Below are 19921 nucleotides of genomic sequence, written 5' to 3' on the forward strand. Positions count from 1 at the left end.
GGCTTAAAGCATTTCATCGTTGATTTTAAACAGATTGGAGGCGATGCCCTGCACGCCCGGCTGGCAGGCAAACAACCCGCCCGACAAGGGCGCTTCGGACAGTGTGGAAGCCGGCAGACGGGTGCGGGCACTGGTAATGTACAGCGTTTTCAGATCAGCCCCGCCAAAACAAACACTTGTTGGGCGCGGCACCGGCAGATCAATTGTTCGATCAAGTGTTCCGTCCGGCAGATAGCGGTTGACGCGCCAACCGTCCCATATCGCGCACCACACACCGCCTTCAGCATCGATTGTCAGACCACCGGGCCGCCCTTCAGTTTCCGATATGGCAGCAAAGACGCGCCGATTGGCGATTTTACCTGTGCCGGGTTGCGCATCGTAAGCGTAGATCAGTCCGGGAACTGTATCGACAAAATAGAAAACCTTGGTATCCGGGCTCCAGCCCATTCCGTTGGAGACCGAGATGCCGCGCTCATTCTGCTCCACTTTTCCGTCACCGGTGACGCGGTAAAGTGCCCCCGTCGGCTTGCTCGCATCCAGCCGCATCGAGCCGACCCAGATCGCGCCGCCGGGTCCAACCTTGGCATCATTCAGGCGGTTATCACGCATATCTTTTTCAGGATCGGCAAATGGGCGGGTCTGACCTGTGGCAAAATCCAGCGTCTCGATGCCATCCTGCGATGCGACCAGAAGCCTGCCGCCTGAAGCCGGCAGAATTGCACTGACGATTTTGCCTGGCTGGCAAATCGCATTCTGCGCCTTGTCGGGTGAAAACCGGTAGACCGCCGGATGCAGAATATCGACCCAGTAAAGTGCGCTTTCCGCCTCATGCCAGACCGGCGCTTCGCCAAGCTGCGCGCCCCAGGGCAGAACACATTCCAACCCATCGACAGGTTGCACAGACCGGCTGCGCGGCCTTGGCCGCGAACTCAGCGCGATGGCTCCGGCCGATCCGGTGATGTGCCGCGCGGCGGCAATCAGTTCACGGCCCACCGGATGGACCTCTGACGCCCCCAGCCGCGAAGATGGCCCCAGCGCCACAATCGCGCCAATGGGCAGTCCGTCTTTGCCCGCGATCATCGCCGCCACAGAACTCACGCCGTGCAGATGTTCTTCAATCGAAACCGAATAGCCCCGCGCCCGTGTCAGCGTCAGGTCAGCTTCAAACAATTTGCGGTCGGTGATGGTCTTGTCGGTAAATGCCTCATAGCTGATCTGGTCCAGCAGAGCACGGGCGATCGATGGCTCCTGGAATGCAAGCAGCACCTTGCCGGCGGCGGTGGCATGCAGCGGCACACGGCGGCCGACATCGACGCGCACGCCCAGTCCATCACCGGAGCGCTCCTCCAGGTAGAGCACTGTGTTTCCTTCCAGTCGACACAACGCCACCGTTTCACCAAGCTCTTTTGACAGGCGCTCAAGCTCGGGTAATGCGAAGGTCGCCAGATCAAACGTATCCCAGACCCGGTGCGTCATTTCCAGAAAACGCGGACCAAGTCGGTAAGTGCCCTTCGCCTCGTCCTGATGCACCAGCCCAAAGGCAATCAGCGTGCGCAGGATGCGCGCGAAAGTCGGCTTCGGCAGGTCCGAAAGCCGCATCAACTCGGCAAAGCGCATCGGCTGTTCGGCATCTGCCACAAGGTCAAGCAGGCGCAGCCCTTTGGCAAGGGCCGCTGCACCAGCAGGGACTTTCCTGTCCTCGAGTTTTACGATGATCGGCGCCTCCTGCGGGCTTCGCCGGCCTCTTTGACCATCCGCTCGATCGTCCATACCGGTTGATACCCCAAAATCCGACGAATTTTCTCGTTTGAGGTCTGATAATAGACGCCCTGGCCGGGTAAATCAGCAATGATTATCGGCAGGCCCGTTATGTCGGACATGTGCACAAGCAGCGCTTCAAAATCAACCGGATCGGTGGCGCCCAGATTAAAGACTTGTCCGGCAGCATCTTCATGCTGCAGAGCCAGCAACACCCCCTGCACCATGTCGCGCGTATCGGTGATGTGCATCTGGTAAGGCCGGCCATGTTCGTTGCGCGCCAGAATATGCGCCGGCTCGCCCGTGTCCAATACCCGCAAGATTTCGGCCACAGCGTGATTGCCAAAATTTTCCTGCTGTCTGATACGCGGGCGCAGAAAGAAGCGCGGTCCGGAGAAGAAACTGTTTTCATCCAGCAATTCGCTGGCGTCCTGCGTATGCGAAAAACGCAGGATGACGGTTTGCATTTTTCCGGCGCGCTGATGGAATCTGACAATCTCCTCGCCAAGCAGTTTCGTCAGGCCGTAGGGCGAATTGGCATTGAGCGGTTGATCCTCGGTGACAGGCAGGCTGAGCGGCGCATTTTCCGGATAAACCTCGCCGGAACTTGCAAACACAAAGCGCCTTACCCCGGCGGCCGAGGCCGCATGGGCCAGTAAACGGGTGCCTTCCACATTGGCACTGAACATTTTCGCCTTGTCCTGCGGTGCCCACGACATGAAGGCGCCCAGATGCAGCACAGCATCGACCTGAGAAACCGCGTTTTCCACAGCGCGCACATCATCCAGCGAGCCGGTGACCTCGTCATAATGGCTGGAGGAGCGGCCCGAAGCACGCAGATCAAAGCCGCGAACCGTATGGTCTTTCGCAAGCAGCGCCTCGACCACAGCTAAACCGATCCGGCCGGAGGAGCCGGTGACCAGAACTTTCATCACCGCAGGGCTTCTTCAGTTGTGGCATCGAACAGATAGAGATTTTCAGGATCAAAGGAGAGTGCAATTTCCTCACCTTCATCCATGCGCCCTGAATGACTGACGCGCGCGATCAGGCCTTTGGTATTATCCTCTTCGGTTTCGGCACCGCGGCTCACCTGCTGGTCTCCGCCGCTGAAATAGACATATTTTTCCGAACCGAGACTTTCCACAAGAACGGGAATGGCCCTGATGTTTACCTTGCCTTGTCCAAGCTCGATATGTTCCGGGCGAAGGCCGACAATCACATCGGTGACACCGCCGGTATGCAGGTGATCCACCGGTGCATTCGCACCCAGAATATTGACGGTCTTGCCGCCATTGGTCTGCTCAATTTTGCTTTGCAGGAAGTTCATGCCGGGTGAGCCGATAAAACCGGCCACAAACAGATTGTCCGGCTGCTGGAACAACGTATCGGGATCAGCGATCTGTTGTATGATACCATCGCGCATGATGACCACCCGGTCGGCCATCGTCATGGCTTCCACCTGATCATGCGTGACATAAACCGTTGTGACACCGACGCGCTTGTGCAGTGCGCTGATCTCGGCCCGCATATGAACGCGCAATTTCGCATCGAGATTGGACAGCGGCTCGTCCATCAGAAACGCTTTTGGTTCGCGCACGATGGCACGGCCCAGGGCAACACGCTGACGCTGACCACCGGACAGCGCCTTGGGCCGGCGCTCGAGCAGATGGGAGACACCCAGTGTGCGTCCTGCCTCTTCAACGCGCTTGCTGATTTCGGCAGCCGGCATGCCGCGCATTTTGAGCCCAAATCCGATATTCTGCGCAACGCTCAAATGAGGATAAAGCGCGTAATTCTGAAACACCATTGCGACATCGCGGTCGCCGGGGGCCAGATCCGTGACATCCCTGTCGCCAATCGTGATCTTGCCGGCTGAGGCGGGTTCCAGGCCTGCCAGAATTTTCAGCATTGTCGACTTGCCGCAGCCCGACGGGCCGACCAGAACGACGAATTCACCATCCTCGATTTCCAGCGAAAATGTCTTCAGGACATTCAGCGCGCCATAGCTCTTTTGCACATTTTTTATGGATATATTGGCCAAGATTATTTCTCCGCGCCAGCAGTCAGGCCGCCGACAAGATAGCGTTCAAGGAACAGGTAGATGAGCATGATCGGGATCGCCACGAACACCGCCGCCGCCGAAATTTCGTTCCAGTCGGTGGTGTACTCGCCCTGCATGGTTGTGATGCCAAGATTGGCCGTCCAGCTGTCCGGCCGGCTCGCCAGAAACGTCCGCGCATAGGCATAGTCAGCCCAACTGAGAACGAATGCGTATAATGATGTCGCGGCAAGTCCCGGAGTTGAAATCGGCAGAACCACGCGGAACATGGCGCCGAGCGGCGAACATCCATCAACCATGGCTGCCTGTTCAAGCTCTCTGGGTATCGTGTCGAAATAGCCTTTCAGCATCCATGTGGTGAAGGGAATGATCAATGTCGAATGGGCAATCACCAGTGTCCACAGGCTGCCGATCATGCCGAGATTGCGGAACACTGCGAACAGCGGAATGACCAGCAGGGTGGCGGGCAGCATTTTAGCGGTCAGAATGAACAGACCCATTGACTGGCCGCCGCGCAGCCGGAAGCGCGACAGACTGTATCCGGCCAGCACCGAGACCACCATTGACAGGGCCACTGAGCCAAGTGCTGCCAGGGTTGAGTTGATCAGCCAGATGCCGATCGGCCGCTCCTCCCAGACTTTGGCAAAAATCTGCCACTGCGGCACTTCGGGCCAGAAACTTGGCGGCAGGCCTGACAACTCGTCGGATGTTGAAAGCGCGGTAATGAAAAGCCAGTAAATCGGGAACAGGATGACACCGGCAAGTACGATGATCGTGGCATACAGCGCGAATGTCTGAAGCGGTGTGCGTTTCATGACCAGCTCCCCTAATACATTGCTTTGGAGCCACGGCCGAGCATGGCGAGGCTGGCGAAGATGCATATGATCAGGGTGATGATGCCGATGGCGGAGGCATAGCCGAATTTGAAAAAGCCGAAGGCCTGATCATAGGTCATGATCGACAGTGTCTGGGTGGACTTCAGGGGACCGCCATCGGTAAGAACTTTGATGATCGAGAAATCTCGGAAAACCCAGAGGATGACGAGCACCAGTGTCACGCCCAACACCGGCATCAGGCATGGAATTGTAATCCAGCGGAAGCGCTGAAATACATTCGCACCATCCACTTTGGCGGCAGCGTAATAATCCGCCGGAATGGATTGCAGGCCGGCAAGCGTCATGATCGAGACGAAGGGAAAGCCTTTCCAGATCATGGTCATGGTGACCGCCCAGAAAGCCGGCCCGGGGGTGGAGACCCAGGCAATCATCGTGTCGGAAAAGCCGAGCTGGATAAACAGCCAGCTCATGAAACCGAATGAGCTGTCGAAAATCCATGCGAAAATGACAACAGCGATAATTTCCGGCACAGCCCAGGGCAGCGCCATAACGAGGCGCGCCAATGTCCGGCCCTTGAAATTATTGTTGACCAGCAGAGCTGTGGACAGACCGACAACGAGGCTGCCGATGGTGACAGCTGTGACCAGCTTGATGGTCGTCCAGCAGGCCATCCAGAATTCCGCTGATGTGAACAATTTCTCATAATTTGCCAGCGTGAAAGGTTTGCGAGCTGCGCCGATACGCGGCAGCTTTACATCCTGAAAAGACAGATCGATGGAAATGATAAGCGGATAGATGATAATTGCACCGACCAGAAGCACGGCTGGAGCAAGCAGAATATAACCCAACAAATGCTGACGGCTGGGACGCGCGAGATCAAGTGATTTGAAAATGGCCATGGCGGTTCCTCGTCGCGTTCGCCTGCATGGGAGCTCGGAAATGGCCGGCCCGAATGGTACGGGCCGCCATGTGAACTCGGAATTGGCCGGCCCGAATGGTACGGGCCGGCCGGGCCGGGGAGGTCAGCCCTTTTGGATTTCTTCAGCACGGGCCTGCATGGTTTTGACCACATCTGCCGGATCAAGATCTTCGATCAGCATCCGCTGAACTTCTTCCTGAATCATTTTGCTGAATTCGCCATACTGGATTTCAAGTCCGGTCGGAATCCGGTCCACACCGGCCGCTGCCGCCGCCTTCTGCGAATCGATCAGAAGCTGGAAATGCGGCACATCCGCTTCAACGCCGCTGACGTCGGCGGCGGGACTTGGCGGTGTGTTACCGGCGATGATGGCGTAATCACGCTGAAACTCCGGTGACATGGTGATTTTGATGAAGTCCCAGACCAGCTGTTTTTCTTCATCGGAAATTTCACTGGCCATGCCCAGCACATTGGATGAGCCGCCGACAGGTGGGCTGAACGGGGGCATTGCCACCTTCAATTTGTCTGCCGCTGCACCTTGCTGCATCGTGCCGTAAAGCCACGGGCCATCAAGACGCAACGCGATCTTACCATCGGAAAACAGCTTGCGGATATCGCCTGCCGACAGATCAATCGGTGTGACACCGGATTTGATGACTGTCTTCCAGCGGCTGAGACCTTCGACCATCTCCGGCGTATCGATTGTGATGTTACCCGATTTATCGGTCCAGTAGGCACCGGCATCCAGCACGTAGTTCAGCATCTCTGTCAGATACTGGCCTGCACCACCCTTGGTTTCATGGCCTGTGCCATACTGATCGGTGATGCCATCGCCGTTCAGGTCCTTGGTGGTTGCCTTTGCCGCTGCCAGAAATTCATCGTAATTGGTCGGAACCGCGACGCCGGCTTCTTCCAGAAGCTCTGGGTTATAGGCCATCATGAAGCCGAAATAGAGCATCATGACGCAGGCGGTATCACCGTTCCATACACAGGTGTTCTGTCCGGCCCACCCGGTCATGTCGATGCCGTCTTTGGCCAGCCAGGGATCGAGATTTTCCATCCAGCCATTCTCGGCAAACTTCTGGTACTCAAAGGATGCCAGATGGACGATGTGCGGCGGCTGTCCGCCGGCAAACAATGTGGTCATTGTGTCAGCATAGGCTTTGCGTTCAACTTTGGTGAATTCGATATTGACACCGGGATGTTCCGCTTCGAACTTGCTGATCGCGGCCTTCCACCAGTCGCCCATGCCGCCATCATCATTCTGCCATGACACAAAACGCAGGGTTTGCGCCGCAGCGCCCGATATGGCTGTGGTCGACAGCAGTCCTGCGGCCAGCGCGGCAATCATCATTTTCTGCAATGTGGTTTTCATAGTCTTTCCTCCTCGGTGGGTTTAAAGTCGCTGAAGCAGTTCCAATGCCTCTGACGATAATTCGACGCCCAGTCCATTGCCGGTCGGCAAGGTGTAGGCGCCTTTTTCACAATCCATGTCTCCGGCCAGCAGCCGGCGATTGGGTTCAAAAATCGAATGCTGAAATTCATGACAGGTGACGGCACTTAAGGCGGAGCTTGCCTGCAGGCTTGCGGCCAGAAAAACACCCGTGCCAATGGTTGCGTGCGGGATGATTTCAATAGAGTGCGCTGCGGCAATAGCGCCGATACGCATGAAATTGGTAATACCCTTGTGGCCCATTTCCGGCTGCACAATCGCGATTTTGCAACGCCCGACCCGCTGCAAAAAATCATGCTCGGTGCGCCATTCCTCACCGACTGCAATCGGGGTTGCCGATGTTTTTGTAACCCTCTCGAGCCCGCAAATATCTTCTGTACGTACCGGCGCTTCGGCAAACCACAACCCGTATGGTTGCATAGCGGCAATAAGCTCCAGCGCTTCATCGGCGGTTTGGTTCCAGTGCATATCTGCTGCAATGCGCGCCTCATCGCCAAGGGCCGAGCGCAGCGTTTCCATTTCCGCCGCCGCTCCGTCATCGGCCACCGGCGTTGCAAATTTGAACGCGTTGAAGCCTCGCGCCTGCCAGGTCTGGGCAAGCGCGGCGCGCTTGGCTCTGGTGGATTCCGGCAATCCGGACACATAGGCTGGTATCCGGCTGTGAACAGCGCCGCCAAGCAGTGCATGGACCGGTTTGCCCTGCTGCTTTCCGGCAATATCCCAGAGCGCAATATCAATGGCGGCCAGTGCATCGACGTAAAAGCCGCCAGTGTAGCCGCGCACCCGCATCAGATCATAAAGATCATCATAGATCAGGGTTGGATCGTTGGGATCGCGACCTATCGTAAAACCGGCCAGAAGATCATTGATGATTGCACCGACTGCGCCCGGCGCGACCAGGCCATAGGTTTCGCCCCAGCCGACAATTCCATGACCGGTTTCAATGCGTACCAGTACACTGCGATCAAACGCAGTATAGACCGTCCGGTTGGCCTTGCGCACAAAATAGCCTTGCGCATTAGGCTCTTCCCCCGGCCGCCCCGCACCCAGATACGGCGTGTCGCGTGTCAGCGTCAGCGTGAAAACCTCGACCGATTTTACGGTGTCATTCATTCTGCGGCGTCCTGTGCGGCTGAAGCTGAGCTCGCAATTCCAAGCTCAGCCAGATTTGCCAGAATATCGGCCTTTGCCGCCGCATCGACTTCCGGCGTCGGGGCGCGCACTTCGGCATTGTGGAGGATGCCGCGATGCATCATCGTCAATTTCGTCAATCTCATGCGATAAACCGCCTGCAAGGTCAGCAGGGGCAGGGTTTTGACATAGATGTCGCGTGCTTGCTGGCGATTTCCGGCACGCCAGGCCCGATCCAGTGCGACGTGAAGATCAGCAATTTCAATCGCCGGCATAGCCGCGCAGGCGCCGCGCCCATACTCATCCAGAATGTAGCGAGCGCCACCACCGCCGATAACGCCCTTCAGCGATGCCGGCCGGTTTTCCAGAATGCGGGAAATAGCCGGACCGGCGGGTAGGGTTTCCTCTTTTACATATGCGATTTGCGGAATTGCCCGCGCCAGATTGAGGATCGTTTCCGGAGACAGGTCAGAGCCGCGCGGTGCCGGGGCATTTTGCAGAATAATCTGCGCCTCCGGCAGGGCTTCAGCAACTTCCGATAAAAACGCCTGAACCGGCGCGAGATCCGAGCCGATCGCTTTCGGTGTCTGGATCATCAGAAACTGGATGCCAAGTGCGGCTGCGGATTTGCCATGCTCTATCACCTCGGCCGGTGTCGCGGCGCTCGCACCGGCCACCACATCGACATGTCCCAGAGCGTTGTCGGCGACAATTTTCAGCAGCGCAGCGCGCTCTGTGGAGGTCAGTGTTTCCACTTCACTGGCAAACCCCGGAAACACGACACCGGATACGCCGGCCTCAACAGCGAACTGAACCAGCGCTTTTGTTGCCGCTGTGTCAACCGTGCCATCCGCAGCGAACGGGGTTGGCAGAACCGGCAAAATTCCTGTCAAAGCAGCGCTCATTATATATGTCCATATTATGATACTATGAATTATATATTGACACTAATTAAATCGTGCGGATATTGCAAGGGGTAAGTTCATTGGCGTTTCTGTGAGGCGCTCACACGATACAAAAGGGATTTCAGCAATGACGAAACCGCAGAATTTTCATCCATCACACATTGTGGTCGATTGGGGCACGACATCATTGCGGGCTTTTTTAATCTCGCCGGATGGCACAATCGGGGACAGGATGGAGAGCGAACGCGGTATCCAGTTCATTGCCGATGACGCTTATGAAGCTGAGCTGACCACTGCCATATCCGGCTGGATTGACACATATGGCATCTTGCCGATTCTGGCGCTCGGCATGGTCACAAGCCGCAACGGCTGGGTTGAGGTGCCCTATGTCTCGTGTCCGGCAACACCAGCCGATCTGGCAAAAGGCATTGTCAGCAGGCATCTGACCAACGGATGTCCGGTGCTCCTTCTGCCCGGCATAACCGACCCCGCGCGGACGCCCTTTCCCGACGTCATGCGCGGTGAGGAGACACAGATTGTCGGCTTTGGCCTGGACAAGGATATCTGCGTTGTTTTGCCTGGAACACACAGCAAATGGGCGCGCATCGGGGATGGCCGCATTCAGGGCTTCCAGACTTTCGTAACCGGTGAAATATTTGCCTTGCTGTCGAAACATTCTTTCATCGCAAAGGCCGCCGGTGACGAAACCGGCGCAATGGACTGGGCTGCATTTGATCGCGGCGCAGAGCAGGCGGGGCGCGCATTGCCTGAGACAGACGCTTTGCTGTCGCTTCTGTTCTCGGCCCGCACCGGCATCCTTGCAGGACAAATGGCAGCCACCGAGACCCGCGACTATATATCGGGTCTCCTCATCGGCCACGAGTTCAGGCAGGCTGACCTGTGCGGCTGGATTGACCGTCAGGCGGAAATCGGAGGGGAAATCGGAATTGTCGGCAATGACGGTTTGAATGATCGTTATGAGCGCGTCGCCCGGTCGCTGAATCTCACGGTTCGCAAAGGCCGGGAAGAGGCGGCAATCGATGGTGCGCTGGCGATTGCCTCACACCGTAAAAGCAAAATCACCCATGCAGCATAATTGCGATCACAGCGGCGTTTGAGCAGCGTGGCAAGGCCGGCAGAACCAGCGGTAAAGAGCCAGATAAGCGAGCGCCGCGCCGTCTTTACCGGACTGCTCGCCATTGCAGCGGGTGTCGGCAACAATTTTCTTCTCAAGCAGCTCGCCTTTCTGCCTTCGACTGAAATTGCCGCCCTGCGATCCGTGATGATGCTGGTGTTTCTGCTGCCGATCCGGCTGGTTACAAAACGCCAGCATCTGCGATGGTCGTCACGCTTGATCAGCCGCTCTTTGTGCGACGCACTGGCCACGATTTCGCTGCTGACGGCCCTGGCTCATTTATCGCTCAGCATCGTTGCAACCTTTATGATGCTCATTCCCATGGGAGTGACCGCGATTGGAGCGGTAACACGCAGAGAACCTGTCTCAGTGCTGACCGCGCTTTTTATTGCAGTCGGCTTTTTCGGTGCCTTTCTGGCAACCGGTGGGAAACTGGGCCCGGAATTCGGTTCTGGATTGCTCGGCCCCGATGCATCGCTGGGTCTGAGCGCGGCTGCCCTTGGCGCCATGCTTTATTGCGCGCGTGATGCCATAACCCGCTTTTACATGAAACAGGATGACCCGGTAAATCTGATGACCGCCAGCAGTGCAGTCACATTGCTTGTCATTATCCCGGCGGCTTTGCTGGTGCCATGGAAGCCGCCGGGAATGGATGAGCTGATGCTCACGGCAATGGCCGCCACCCTGTTCATGTGCAGCAGTCTGCTCATCGCAACGGCAACCATGTATGGCCGTCTGGCAGTGATCGGATCGACACGTTACACCGCCATCATCTGGGCGGCGCTGATAGATGGCCTGGTTTTCAAACAATGGCCATCATCGCAGACGCTCCTCGGCGCTAGCATCATAGCGCTCTCCGGAGTTCTGATAGGCCAGCAACTCATCAAGCGAAATCGCAAAATTAAATAAATCCGGCGGGCAGAATTGCGATGATTTTAACGGGAATTATGTAGCTGTGAGAAGTTGTGATTGGTGAATTTGAGTCGCAGAAAATTTGCCGTTTGCGGACATTCAAAGTCGTACAGAGAGAACTGAGGAGCCCGGTCGTTCGCAGCAGTTTGTTATAACTGGAACGACGTGACTCTAATCCAGCAGGAAGGTCCTTCCTTTGTATTCCTATCTGGTTCTGCCCTTGCCCCACATATCGACGTCACGACCCAGCTCTTGCTTGAGCCGGTTGGATGCATCACTCAGGGTCTGCAGTACGGCATCGTCAAGGCTCACGTCGAGCAATTTCTTCAGATCCCGGCTCTGCTTGGCATTTCGGGTTCCCACGATTACTCCGCCGACAGCGCGGCGGGTTTTCAGCCAGCCAATAGCCAGTTCTTCCATGGACAGACCGGTTTCATCCACAAGTTTCCACAGCGCGTCCAGGAGTTCCTGACCGGCTTCTTCGGCACCGTTTTCATTGTGCACTGCGTCGGCCCATTTGCGATGATCGAACATCCGGGTGCGGGCGCGGTTCACGGGGAACTCGTCCAGGGACTTGTATTTGCCCGCCAGAAGGCCCTGCATCAGCGAGGAGTAACACATGATGGGCACGCCGGCGGCCTCGCATTTGGGCTGCACCTCAAACTCAATGGCACGAAAATACAGGTGGTAGGGAAGCTGGTTAACGGAAATGTCTCCCAGTTCCAGCGCATCGTCGATGTCGTTGCTGCCGAAGTTGGACACACCATACCAGCGGATTTTGCCGTCTGCCTTGAGTTTCTTCAGAGCGCCGATACTATCGGCAAGGGGAACGTCTCTGTTGGGCCAGTGCAGCATATACAGATCGATGATGTCGGTGCCCAAATTCTTCAGGCTGCGCTCACAAGCTTCAATCACGTCATCAGGAGCCAGATTCGGGGTGGCGACTTTGGATGAAATGACCAGTTCGGAGCGCTTGTCGCCCAGAGCGCGGCTCAGGAGCTGTTCTGAATACCCGTTGCCATAGGCTTCGGCGGTGTCGAAAAAGTTGATACCTACGTTGAAGGCTTCCTGCAGCGCTTCGATGGAGTCTGTCTCGTCCTGGGCACCAAAGGCACCGGAACCGCCCATGCAGCCGTAGACGATAGGACTTGTTGTCAGATCGGTTTTACCGAATTTACTGTTCACTGTTAGTTTCCTCGTTTTAATATGATGCGATGACCGGTGGATTACCGGCTCCTCACTATTCTCTCTTCCGGGCGGTCGACGGGCATGCAGGAGCGGTTACAGGATTAGTTTGCCGCAGTTTCCACTTTGAAGCCGACACCCGGTGCGGACCTGTCGCCGACGTGACTCATCCCGCCTGTAGCCCGGATTCTGGACGCAATGCCATCGAGCTGTCGCGCTTCGGTTCAAACATAGATTTCGTCGATCAGAGCTTTCAGATGAGCAATATCCTTACTCAGGAATGGAATGACATCATCGCCCATGCGCTGGCCCTTTGTTCCCGCCTGAGTACTGTACTCGGCAGGCATGCAGAACGTGCCCCCAAAACCGGCTTCATGCAGCGCAGAAACAAGTTCCCGCCAGTTATAACCGCCGTGATCATAGGTCGTCCAATGCACGACGTATTCGGCCTCAAGCTCTGGTCCGTTCGCGCGCAGGTGGCAGGCGCTTTTGAAGTTCACCAGTCCGTTCAAGTGGGGACGGGCAATGTCCACGGCCATGCGGACCGGTTCACCGTCGACGGCGCAATGGCCCATGTCCAAGACCGCGCAAACAAGTTTGGGATCGTAATCTGAAAGAAGGTGGGCAAGTCCTGCGGCGCTTCCGATATTCTCGCCATAATGGTTTTGCACGCCGATCGCGACACCATTTCTCTCGAGCGCAGGCAAGACCGCGTCAAACCTGCGCCGATAGCTATCAACCGAGGCAAGGTAACCGATGCCCATGTCAATCGCCGCACAAATCCGAATAATTCCAACTCCGGCCTGACCACAGGAGTTGATTGTGACTTCATCGATCTCACCGGCGATGCTCGCCACTTTCAATCCGTTTTCTTCCAGCAACTTGGCAGCCTTGGGCAGGTCCGTAGACACGTTTTCCGGCAATACCTGATAGCCGGGACGAACCGCCAGTTCAACGCCTTCAAATCCGAGGCCAGTCAGTTTTGCCGCCAGTTCTGGCAATGGATCTGTCCAGGGTTTCGTGAATACTGAAATCAGCGGTTTGGTCATAGAGGCAACGTCCTTCCAATCGTTTTGTTTGTCAGTGCGAGAGTTCAGCCCTTCAGCCCTGTGGTTGCTATTCCGTCGATCAGTTTCCTCTGGAAAATAAAGAAGACGATGAACATTGGAACAAGCGACAGAAGCGACATTGCCAGCATCGATCCCCAGGTACTTGCCCCGCGCGAGGCCTGCAAAAGGCGGAGCCCTTGCGGAACAGTGTAGTTTTCGATCGATGTCAGGTAGATCAGAGGCGTCAGGAAGTCTTCATAGGTCCAAAGGAATGAAAACACGGCGGTTGTGACGAGTGCCGGCGTCAGGAGCGGCATGATGATCGAGAAATAGATGCGGATAGGTCCGGCACCATCAATCGCCGCAGCCTCATCAAGCTCTCGTGGAATGCCCCGGATAAACTGAACCATCAGAAAAATGAAAAAGGCATCAACTGCCAGAAACTTCGGCACTATGATCGGCAGGATCGTATTTACCCATCCAAACCAGTTGAACAGAATATATTGCGGAATCAGGGACGCATGCACAGGAAGCATGATCGTCATCAGCATGATCGCAAACAAAGGCTTTTTAAATGCGAATTCCAGACGCGCGAATGCATAGGCTACAAACGAGCAGGACAATACATTTCCAACGACCGCCAGACTCGCAATTACAAAGCTGTTTTTAAAGAAGACGTTGAAGGGCGCGGCCACACCTTTCCAACCTCTGGTGTAGTTTTGCCACTCAAAATGTCGCGGAATAATGCTGGTGTCAGAAAAGATGACGTTTGAAGGTTTCAACGAACTTACGGCAAGCCAGACCAACGGATAAAGCATGACCAGTCCGAAAATAATCAGGAAGGCATGCATGAGCAGGCGTGATCGTGCCTTGGATTTTACGGTGGTCTGGTTGATTTCGGAAGTCATGTTGCTCGTTCCCGCTTTTGCCATGGCCCTTATTCCTGATCCCCGTAATGCACCCAGTATTTTGCACTCAGGAAGGAAATCGATGTTGCGATGGCGATGATTCCCACCAGCACCCACGCAATTGCAGATGCATATCCCATCTGGAAATCCGTAAACGCCTGTTCATAAAGATACAGCGTATAGAACAGCGTCGCGTCTGCCGGACCGCCTGAGCCATCGGAGATGATGTATGACGGCGTAAAGGCTTGAAATGACCCGATCGTCTGCATCACGAAATTGAAGAAGATGATGGGTGTTAGAAGCGGGATTGTTACATAGAAAAACTGCTGCACCGGTCGCGCCCCATCGATGGCGGCTGCGTCGTACATGTCTTGCGGAATCTGCTTGAGGCCTGCCAGAAAAATGACCATCGGCGCACCGAATTGCCATGCCGCCAACAATACCAGCGTCCCAAGTGCATAGTCCGGATTGGTGATCCAGCTGGGAGCATCGTACTCGAAGTAAGTCCATAAAAAATGATTGATGATGCCGTCATAGGAAAAGATCTGGCGCCACATGATCGCCACGGCCACACTGCCGCCGAGCAGGGAAGGAAGGTAGAAAACTGACCGGTACAGACCCAGGCCACGCAGGCCACGATTCAGTATCAGCGCAATAAACAAGGCGAAGCCCAGTTTCAGTGGCACCGAGAAGAAGACATAACCGAAGGTAACTTTGAGCGATTGAATATAGCGCGAGTCACCGCTCAAAAGCTTTTCGTAATTGGCCGTGCCTGCCCACTCGGGCGAGGTGAACAGATCGTAATCTGTCAAGGAAAGATACATTGACCCAATCAGAGGGCCCAGGGTCAGCAAAGCAAACCCGATGATCCAGGGAGACAGAAACAGAAAAGCAACGCCATTCTGCTTTGTAGAGAAATTCTTTGTCTTGCTCATGAGACCGCGCTATCCGTTCCCTCAAAGATTGCAGGCCGCGCCCGGAGGCGGAAGGACAAAGCAAACTGATCCGCCTGCAATGTCCCTCCGGAGAGTGATTTTATTTCTTAAGCGCTGCGAGCTTTTCCTCAGCTTCGGCAATAAACGCTTCCGACGCTTCAAGCGGGGTTGCATCGCCAAATGCAACGGACTCGTTCGTACGGCGGAACATGCCACCAAGGCCACCCACGCCTGGACGGCGCGAAGGTGCCGGGTCTTCGCGAAGTTTCGCGAGGTAGGCAACCAGCTTCTTCTCTTCTTTATTGCCTGTAGCGCCGAACTTTTCGAGGCCGGCGGTCGAGGCGGGAATCATGCCACTGCCGGTATAAAATAGCTCAACACCTTCCGGGTCGAAGTGCATGAAGCGAATTATGTCGATACACAGATCTTTTTCAGTCGATTGTGACCAGATCCCGGTCGAGTTCCCGGCATAATCGTAGTGATGCTGCTTCATTTCACCGCCGGCATGGCCGTTCGGCAGCATGTGAAGTTCAAGCGGATCCTCCACCAGGGCACCGATGCCGACATAACTGTCGGTCATCTGGATCAACATGGCTGAACGGCCGCGCACGATGCCCAAAGTGGTGGAATTGTCGCCAGCCTGAGCCTGAACATCTGCCGGCGGAGCGCCACCAGCTTTACGCATATCCTCCCAGTACTGGAACCAGGCAGCCATATCCGCCGCTTCGAATCCAAGCGTATGCTCCGGAGTGAACATGGATTTCCCCTTGGCCCTGAGGAAAATGTCGCACGGAACGTAGTTGCCGCCACCGTCTTCGATGCCCCAGAAGCCACGCCCGTATGCCGTGCCAAGCGCTACAGCCGTCTCGTGCAGTTGCTCCCAAGTGAAAAAGTCATCGGGAACCGCAACGCCAAGTTCTTCGAACTTTTTAGGACTGTAGATGATGGCGGGCGCAATCGCATCGTTCGGGATGGCATAAAGCTCATCTCTATACGTGGCACCAAAAATACTGCCATCCTGGTACGCTGAGACGTCAAGCGGGTCAGGAATCCATTTTGACAGCGGTGTTAAGACGCCACGTGCGGCATATTCGGCCAGCAAATCGACGTTCACGCTGAACATGTCGGGTGCGTTGCCGCCGGCAGCTTCCGTCGCAAGCTTGTCGGTGAAAGACCGGAAATTCGAGAATTCCGGAATAATTTCTACATCGGGATTCTTCGCTTCATATGCCTTGAGCACTTTTAGCGTTGTAGCCAGTTGCTCCTCCGATTCAACATATCCGCTGAAACGGACCTTTTTCTTCCCCTGAGCCATTGCACCATTCGAAACAACGGTCAGCGCGAAGCCACCGGCCACGACTGTACTCTGTTTCAGAAATCGTCTGCGTGAATGAGATGTGGTCATTTTTTCCTCCCTGTGAGCTCGACCAAGCTGTGGAACTCTCGGTACGGAAATCCGCAATTCGAGAGTCCACAGATCGAATATAGTAAAACGTTGCACCAAAGTCGACAAAAAAATTCACTGGCTTTCTGATAGTAATGCGGCGCTCACTATTGCGCCGCCATAGGTATTAATTTTTAATAAGTTATCATCATAAACAACTGAAAAAACTGATATTTTTATATCATCTGAAAATAACGAGTCGATCCATTCTTCCCACTGACGCTGCATCAAGTGCGGATTGAGTTATCAAAAAAAGTGTGTTTGAAGAAAAACGTGCTGGAAAAACAACCGGCATTCCAGTTATTATATATAACGTGTTACCAAAGACTGTTAGTCTGGATAGTGGCAGGGCGGCCCCGGCAACCGTCCCTTGGTGAAACCTAAGTGAGATAGTTAAATGGCAGGAATTAAAGATGTGGCGAAAAAAGCCGGCGTGTCTGTCAGCACCATCTCCAATGTGATTAACGGTCGGCACGCGAAGATGGGAGCCCAAACGTTGCGCCGCGTCCAGGAGGCCATTACTGAACTGCAATACACCCCAAACGCCGTCGCCCGTCAGCTTCGGTCAGGGCAGATCAGAACTATTGGCCTTGTTGTCCCGTCTGTTGCGAACCCATTCTGGGGCAACGTCTCACAGCTAATTGAAAAAGAAGCGCTGAAGCGCGGTTACCAGGTCCTGATTTGCAACGCGGAACGCGATCCTGAACTGGAAGCCAACTATCTGTCGTCGCTCTATGGTTCTTCGATTCGTGGCGTCATCCTGGGGTCTTCGCCGGTTTCGTTCGACTACTTGCGTGAACTCGCAGAAAAGGGAATGCAGGTTGCCGCGTTCGACCGCAAAACACGTGGTGCGCAAGGGGTGGTTTCGTGCTCTGTAAGCGTCGACCAAGCACTCGGCGCACGATTGGCCACACGTCATCTGATAGGGTTGGGCCATAAGCGCATCGCTTTTATTTCCGGCCCTATTGGCACATCGAACCGGACCGCCCGGCTGAATGGGATGCGCTCCGAGCTCAAGAAGGCCGGGCTCACGCTGGACCCCGATCTTGTTTGGCTCGGGCCCAATGCCACAGGATTTGGCGACAGCCAGTCTGCTGATCTTGGCAGAACCGGAATTCGTGAACTGCTAACCCTGGATGATCCGCCTACGGCAGTGTTTACCGTCAACGATATGTACGCGATTGGTGCCTGCGCAGGCGCGCGCGAACTTGGCTATCGGGTACCCGAAGATCTTTCCGTCGTCGGGTTTGACGATATTTTCATGGCCGAGGTTATGCAGCCGCCATTGACCACAGTTCGGCAACCCGTTGAGAGAATGGCGGAGCTGATGGTCGCAAAGCTCATCGATACGCTGGAGTCGAAAGGCGAGATTGATGATCCCCATGTTGAATTGCGACCAGAATTGATTGTTCGCGCTTCGACCGCCGCCCCGAGTACCTCCGTCAAATTCCAATCGAGATCAAAAACATGAGCACAGACACAAACCTCTCAGGTCGAAACATCCTAATTGCAGGTGCGACAAGCGGCATGGGCCGTTCGACGGCCCGCGCCGCTGCATCCGCCGGTGCCGGCCTTGTTCTTCTTGGCCGGGACAAGGCGCGATTGGAAGAGATTGAGCACGAGGCAACAGAGCGCGGGGCGGCCTCTGTTCTTTGCATACAAGGCGACGCTGCAGATGCAACAGCGCTGTCCAAAGCATTCGCCGGTCACCAGCGGGAACTGGACGGGATCGACACATTGGTCAATACGATCGGGGTCAACATTGTCAAACGTGCGTTCGTTGACCTGACGTCCGAGGCTTGGGCGTCGATGATCGATACGAACCTCAACGCGGCCTTCAATCTTGCCAGGTTAATCGTCCCGATTTTCCGCCAGCGCGGTGGTGGGCTGCTCATCAATATCTCCTCGACGGCAGCCAGAAAGCCCGACCCGTCCGGAGCGGCCTATCAGGCCACAAAGGCGGGCGTCATGGCGATGACCCATGCGATCATGGAAGAAGAGTGGCAAAATAACATTCGCGCTACGGTCATTCTGCCGGGCATGACCGACACGCCGCTGCTGGAAAAGCGACCAACCCCCCCAACCGCCGAAATGCGTGCCAAGGCGCTTCAGCCAGAAGACATTGCCGACGCCTGCATGTTCGTCATGCGCTTGCCAGAGCGGGCACATATTTCCGAAATAATCATGCAGCCGGCGATCCGCTGACCAAACCCAACGACAAGAATTAAGGTAAAAGACATGCAAAGTTCATCACTCGCCACCAACCGGCCAAGAGTTGCCGTGCTGATACCCGAGGAGACCCGCAACCGCATATTCACCGATGTCGTTGTGGAAGCTTTGGCGACCTTTGCCGAGCCGGTGATCGCGGCAGACGATCAGCTTGCCGGCGAGAGCCTGCCCGAATTGCTGGAAGACGTCCCCGTCGCTATCACCGGATGGAAAAGTCCAAAACTTCCGATCGAGTCGCTCGCGCCCAGGGGCAGCGTCGTGTTCGTTTCGCACGCAGCGGGATCGATCAAGGCCTTGGATATCCTCGGCTCACTTGAAGCCGGGCACATCCGCGTCAGCCATGCGGCCCCTAAAATCGCCGATGCAGTCGCGGAATTCACCCTTGCACAAATACTGGCACATCTTCGACGTCATACGGAAATGGACGCAGGGCTCCGTGCCGGTAAGCCGTGGTTTGAGCTGCGCCACAACCATCTGGGTCGGCTTCTTGGCGCGCAGGATGTCGGAATCGTGGGCCTCGGATATGTTGGTCACCTGGTGCAGAAAATGCTGCGTCCTTTCGGATGCAACGTATGCGTCTATGATCCGTTCATCGACACGGCTCAGGCAAAAGAGCTTGGCGTGACGTTGCTCGGCCTGGAAGAACTTTTTGAACGCTGCAGCGTCGTGAGTTTGCACGCTGCCAACCTTCCGGCAACAGAAGGTATGATTACTCGAGATCACCTCGAGAGCCTTCAACCGGGCGGATTACTGGTCAACACGGCGCGAGCCGGGTTGATCGAAAAGGGTGCCCTGCTTGAGGTTCTGCAGCAAGGACGCATATTCGCGGCGATTGACACTTTCGACATAGAGCCGCTGCCTGACGACGACGCGTTGCGCGAGTTGCAAAACATCTATCTATCCCCGCACTGCGCTGGCCACACCGTTGAGAGCTACATTCACCAGGGGCTCTCGGCAGTGGAAGAGGTCCGGCGGTTTCTGTCGGGCGAGACACTGAAACAAGAGATCATTCGTGAACGAGCCGCCGCTTTGGCATGAGCGGTGACCGGCTTGAATCGATCGA

The 19921-nt window shown here is 55.7% G+C and carries 18 protein-coding genes; 5 read left to right on the plus strand and 13 right to left on the minus strand.

All coding sequences use genetic code 11. The features are described from left to right. Positions 1 to 3: 3 nt before the first annotated feature. From RAL88_RS12755 to RAL88_RS12790, 8 genes are all read right to left on the minus strand, one after another. Complete coding sequence (locus tag RAL88_RS12755) at positions 4 to 1770, minus strand: SMP-30/gluconolactonase/LRE family protein (protein ID WP_306263908.1); 1767 nt, start codon at positions 1768 to 1770, stop codon at positions 4 to 6. Beyond that, entirely contained in the window at positions 1707 to 2690 is a 984-nt protein-coding gene (locus RAL88_RS12760; protein ID WP_306263910.1) for an NAD(P)-dependent oxidoreductase, read from the minus strand. Before RAL88_RS12760 ends, RAL88_RS12755 begins: the two co-directional genes overlap by 64 nt. Then, positions 2690 to 3799, minus strand: a complete 1110-nt coding sequence (locus tag RAL88_RS12765) for an ABC transporter ATP-binding protein (RefSeq protein ID WP_306263912.1) — start codon at positions 3797 to 3799, stop codon at positions 2690 to 2692. The genes RAL88_RS12760 and RAL88_RS12765 overlap by 1 nt, the downstream gene beginning before the upstream one ends. A 2-nt stretch (positions 3800 to 3801) precedes the next feature. Next, complete coding sequence (locus RAL88_RS12770) at positions 3802 to 4632, minus strand: carbohydrate ABC transporter permease (protein WP_306263914.1); 831 nt, start codon at positions 4630 to 4632, stop codon at positions 3802 to 3804. A gap of 11 nt (positions 4633 to 4643) precedes the next feature. Continuing rightward, positions 4644 to 5552 carry a carbohydrate ABC transporter permease gene (locus RAL88_RS12775; protein WP_306263916.1) on the minus strand — a complete coding sequence of 303 codons (909 nt, stop codon included), beginning with the start codon at positions 5550 to 5552 and terminating at the stop codon, positions 4644 to 4646. Positions 5553 to 5675: 123 nt separating this feature from the next. Then, positions 5676 to 6947: a sugar ABC transporter substrate-binding protein gene (locus RAL88_RS12780; protein WP_306263918.1), complete on the minus strand. Its 1272-nt coding sequence runs from the start codon at positions 6945 to 6947 to the stop codon at positions 5676 to 5678. A gap of 21 nt (positions 6948 to 6968) precedes the next feature. Then, positions 6969 to 8138 carry a mandelate racemase/muconate lactonizing enzyme family protein gene (locus RAL88_RS12785; RefSeq protein ID WP_306263920.1) on the minus strand — a complete coding sequence of 390 codons (1170 nt, stop codon included), beginning with the start codon at positions 8136 to 8138 and terminating at the stop codon, positions 6969 to 6971. Beyond that, positions 8135 to 9061 (minus strand): dihydrodipicolinate synthase family protein, encoded by a 927-nt coding sequence (locus tag RAL88_RS12790; protein ID WP_306263922.1) that lies wholly within the window; start codon positions 9059 to 9061, stop codon positions 8135 to 8137. Before RAL88_RS12790 ends, RAL88_RS12785 begins: the two co-directional genes overlap by 4 nt. Positions 9062 to 9188: 127 nt before the next feature. On the opposite strand from RAL88_RS12790, the gene RAL88_RS12795 reads away from it, so the two are divergent. Both RAL88_RS12795 and RAL88_RS12800 read left to right on the plus strand, forming a co-directional pair. Continuing rightward, positions 9189 to 10157 (plus strand): 2-dehydro-3-deoxygalactonokinase, encoded by a 969-nt coding sequence (locus RAL88_RS12795; RefSeq protein WP_306263924.1) that lies wholly within the window; start codon positions 9189 to 9191, stop codon positions 10155 to 10157. A 27-nt stretch (positions 10158 to 10184) separates the two neighbouring features. Next, positions 10185 to 11105, plus strand: coding sequence for a DMT family transporter (locus RAL88_RS12800; protein WP_306263926.1), 921 nt, complete (start codon positions 10185 to 10187; stop codon positions 11103 to 11105). Between the two features lie 207 nt (positions 11106 to 11312). On the opposite strand, the gene RAL88_RS12805 is transcribed toward RAL88_RS12800, so the two are convergent. From RAL88_RS12805 to RAL88_RS12825, 5 genes are all read right to left on the minus strand, one after another. Continuing rightward, complete coding sequence (locus RAL88_RS12805) at positions 11313 to 12293, minus strand: aldo/keto reductase (protein WP_306263928.1); 981 nt, start codon at positions 12291 to 12293, stop codon at positions 11313 to 11315. A 224-nt stretch (positions 12294 to 12517) separates the two neighbouring features. After that, the gene (locus RAL88_RS12810) at positions 12518 to 13294 is read right to left on the minus strand and encodes a sugar phosphate isomerase/epimerase (RefSeq protein ID WP_306263930.1); all 777 of its coding nucleotides are present in this window, start codon (positions 13292 to 13294) and stop codon (positions 12518 to 12520) included. A 92-nt stretch (positions 13295 to 13386) separates the two neighbouring features. Continuing rightward, positions 13387 to 14274 carry a carbohydrate ABC transporter permease gene (locus RAL88_RS12815; RefSeq protein ID WP_371932096.1) on the minus strand — a complete coding sequence of 296 codons (888 nt, stop codon included), beginning with the start codon at positions 14272 to 14274 and terminating at the stop codon, positions 13387 to 13389. Positions 14275 to 14279: 5 nt separating this feature from the next. Beyond that, complete coding sequence (locus tag RAL88_RS12820) at positions 14280 to 15185, minus strand: carbohydrate ABC transporter permease (protein WP_306263933.1); 906 nt, start codon at positions 15183 to 15185, stop codon at positions 14280 to 14282. 100 nt (positions 15186 to 15285) lie between these two features. Then, positions 15286 to 16590: an ABC transporter substrate-binding protein gene (locus RAL88_RS12825; RefSeq protein ID WP_306263934.1), complete on the minus strand. Its 1305-nt coding sequence runs from the start codon at positions 16588 to 16590 to the stop codon at positions 15286 to 15288. Positions 16591 to 17026: 436 nt separating this feature from the next. On the opposite strand from RAL88_RS12825, the gene RAL88_RS12830 reads away from it, so the two are divergent. From RAL88_RS12830 to RAL88_RS12840, 3 genes are read left to right on the plus strand one after another with little or no spacing between them, the layout of a single operon-like run. Then, positions 17027 to 18100 carry a LacI family DNA-binding transcriptional regulator gene (locus tag RAL88_RS12830; protein ID WP_306263936.1) on the plus strand — a complete coding sequence of 358 codons (1074 nt, stop codon included), beginning with the start codon at positions 17027 to 17029 and terminating at the stop codon, positions 18098 to 18100. Continuing rightward, positions 18097 to 18834 carry an SDR family oxidoreductase gene (locus tag RAL88_RS12835; RefSeq protein WP_306263938.1) on the plus strand — a complete coding sequence of 246 codons (738 nt, stop codon included), beginning with the start codon at positions 18097 to 18099 and terminating at the stop codon, positions 18832 to 18834. Before RAL88_RS12830 ends, RAL88_RS12835 begins: the two co-directional genes overlap by 4 nt. Before the next feature lie 33 nt (positions 18835 to 18867). Then, on the plus strand, positions 18868 to 19896 hold the full coding sequence (locus RAL88_RS12840; protein ID WP_306263940.1) for a hydroxyacid dehydrogenase: 1029 nt from the start codon (positions 18868 to 18870) through the stop codon (positions 19894 to 19896). The last annotated feature ends 25 nt before the right edge of the window (positions 19897 to 19921 follow it).

Source organism: Pararhizobium sp. IMCC3301 (assembly GCF_030758315.1).
Classification (GTDB): domain Bacteria; phylum Pseudomonadota; class Alphaproteobacteria; order Rhizobiales.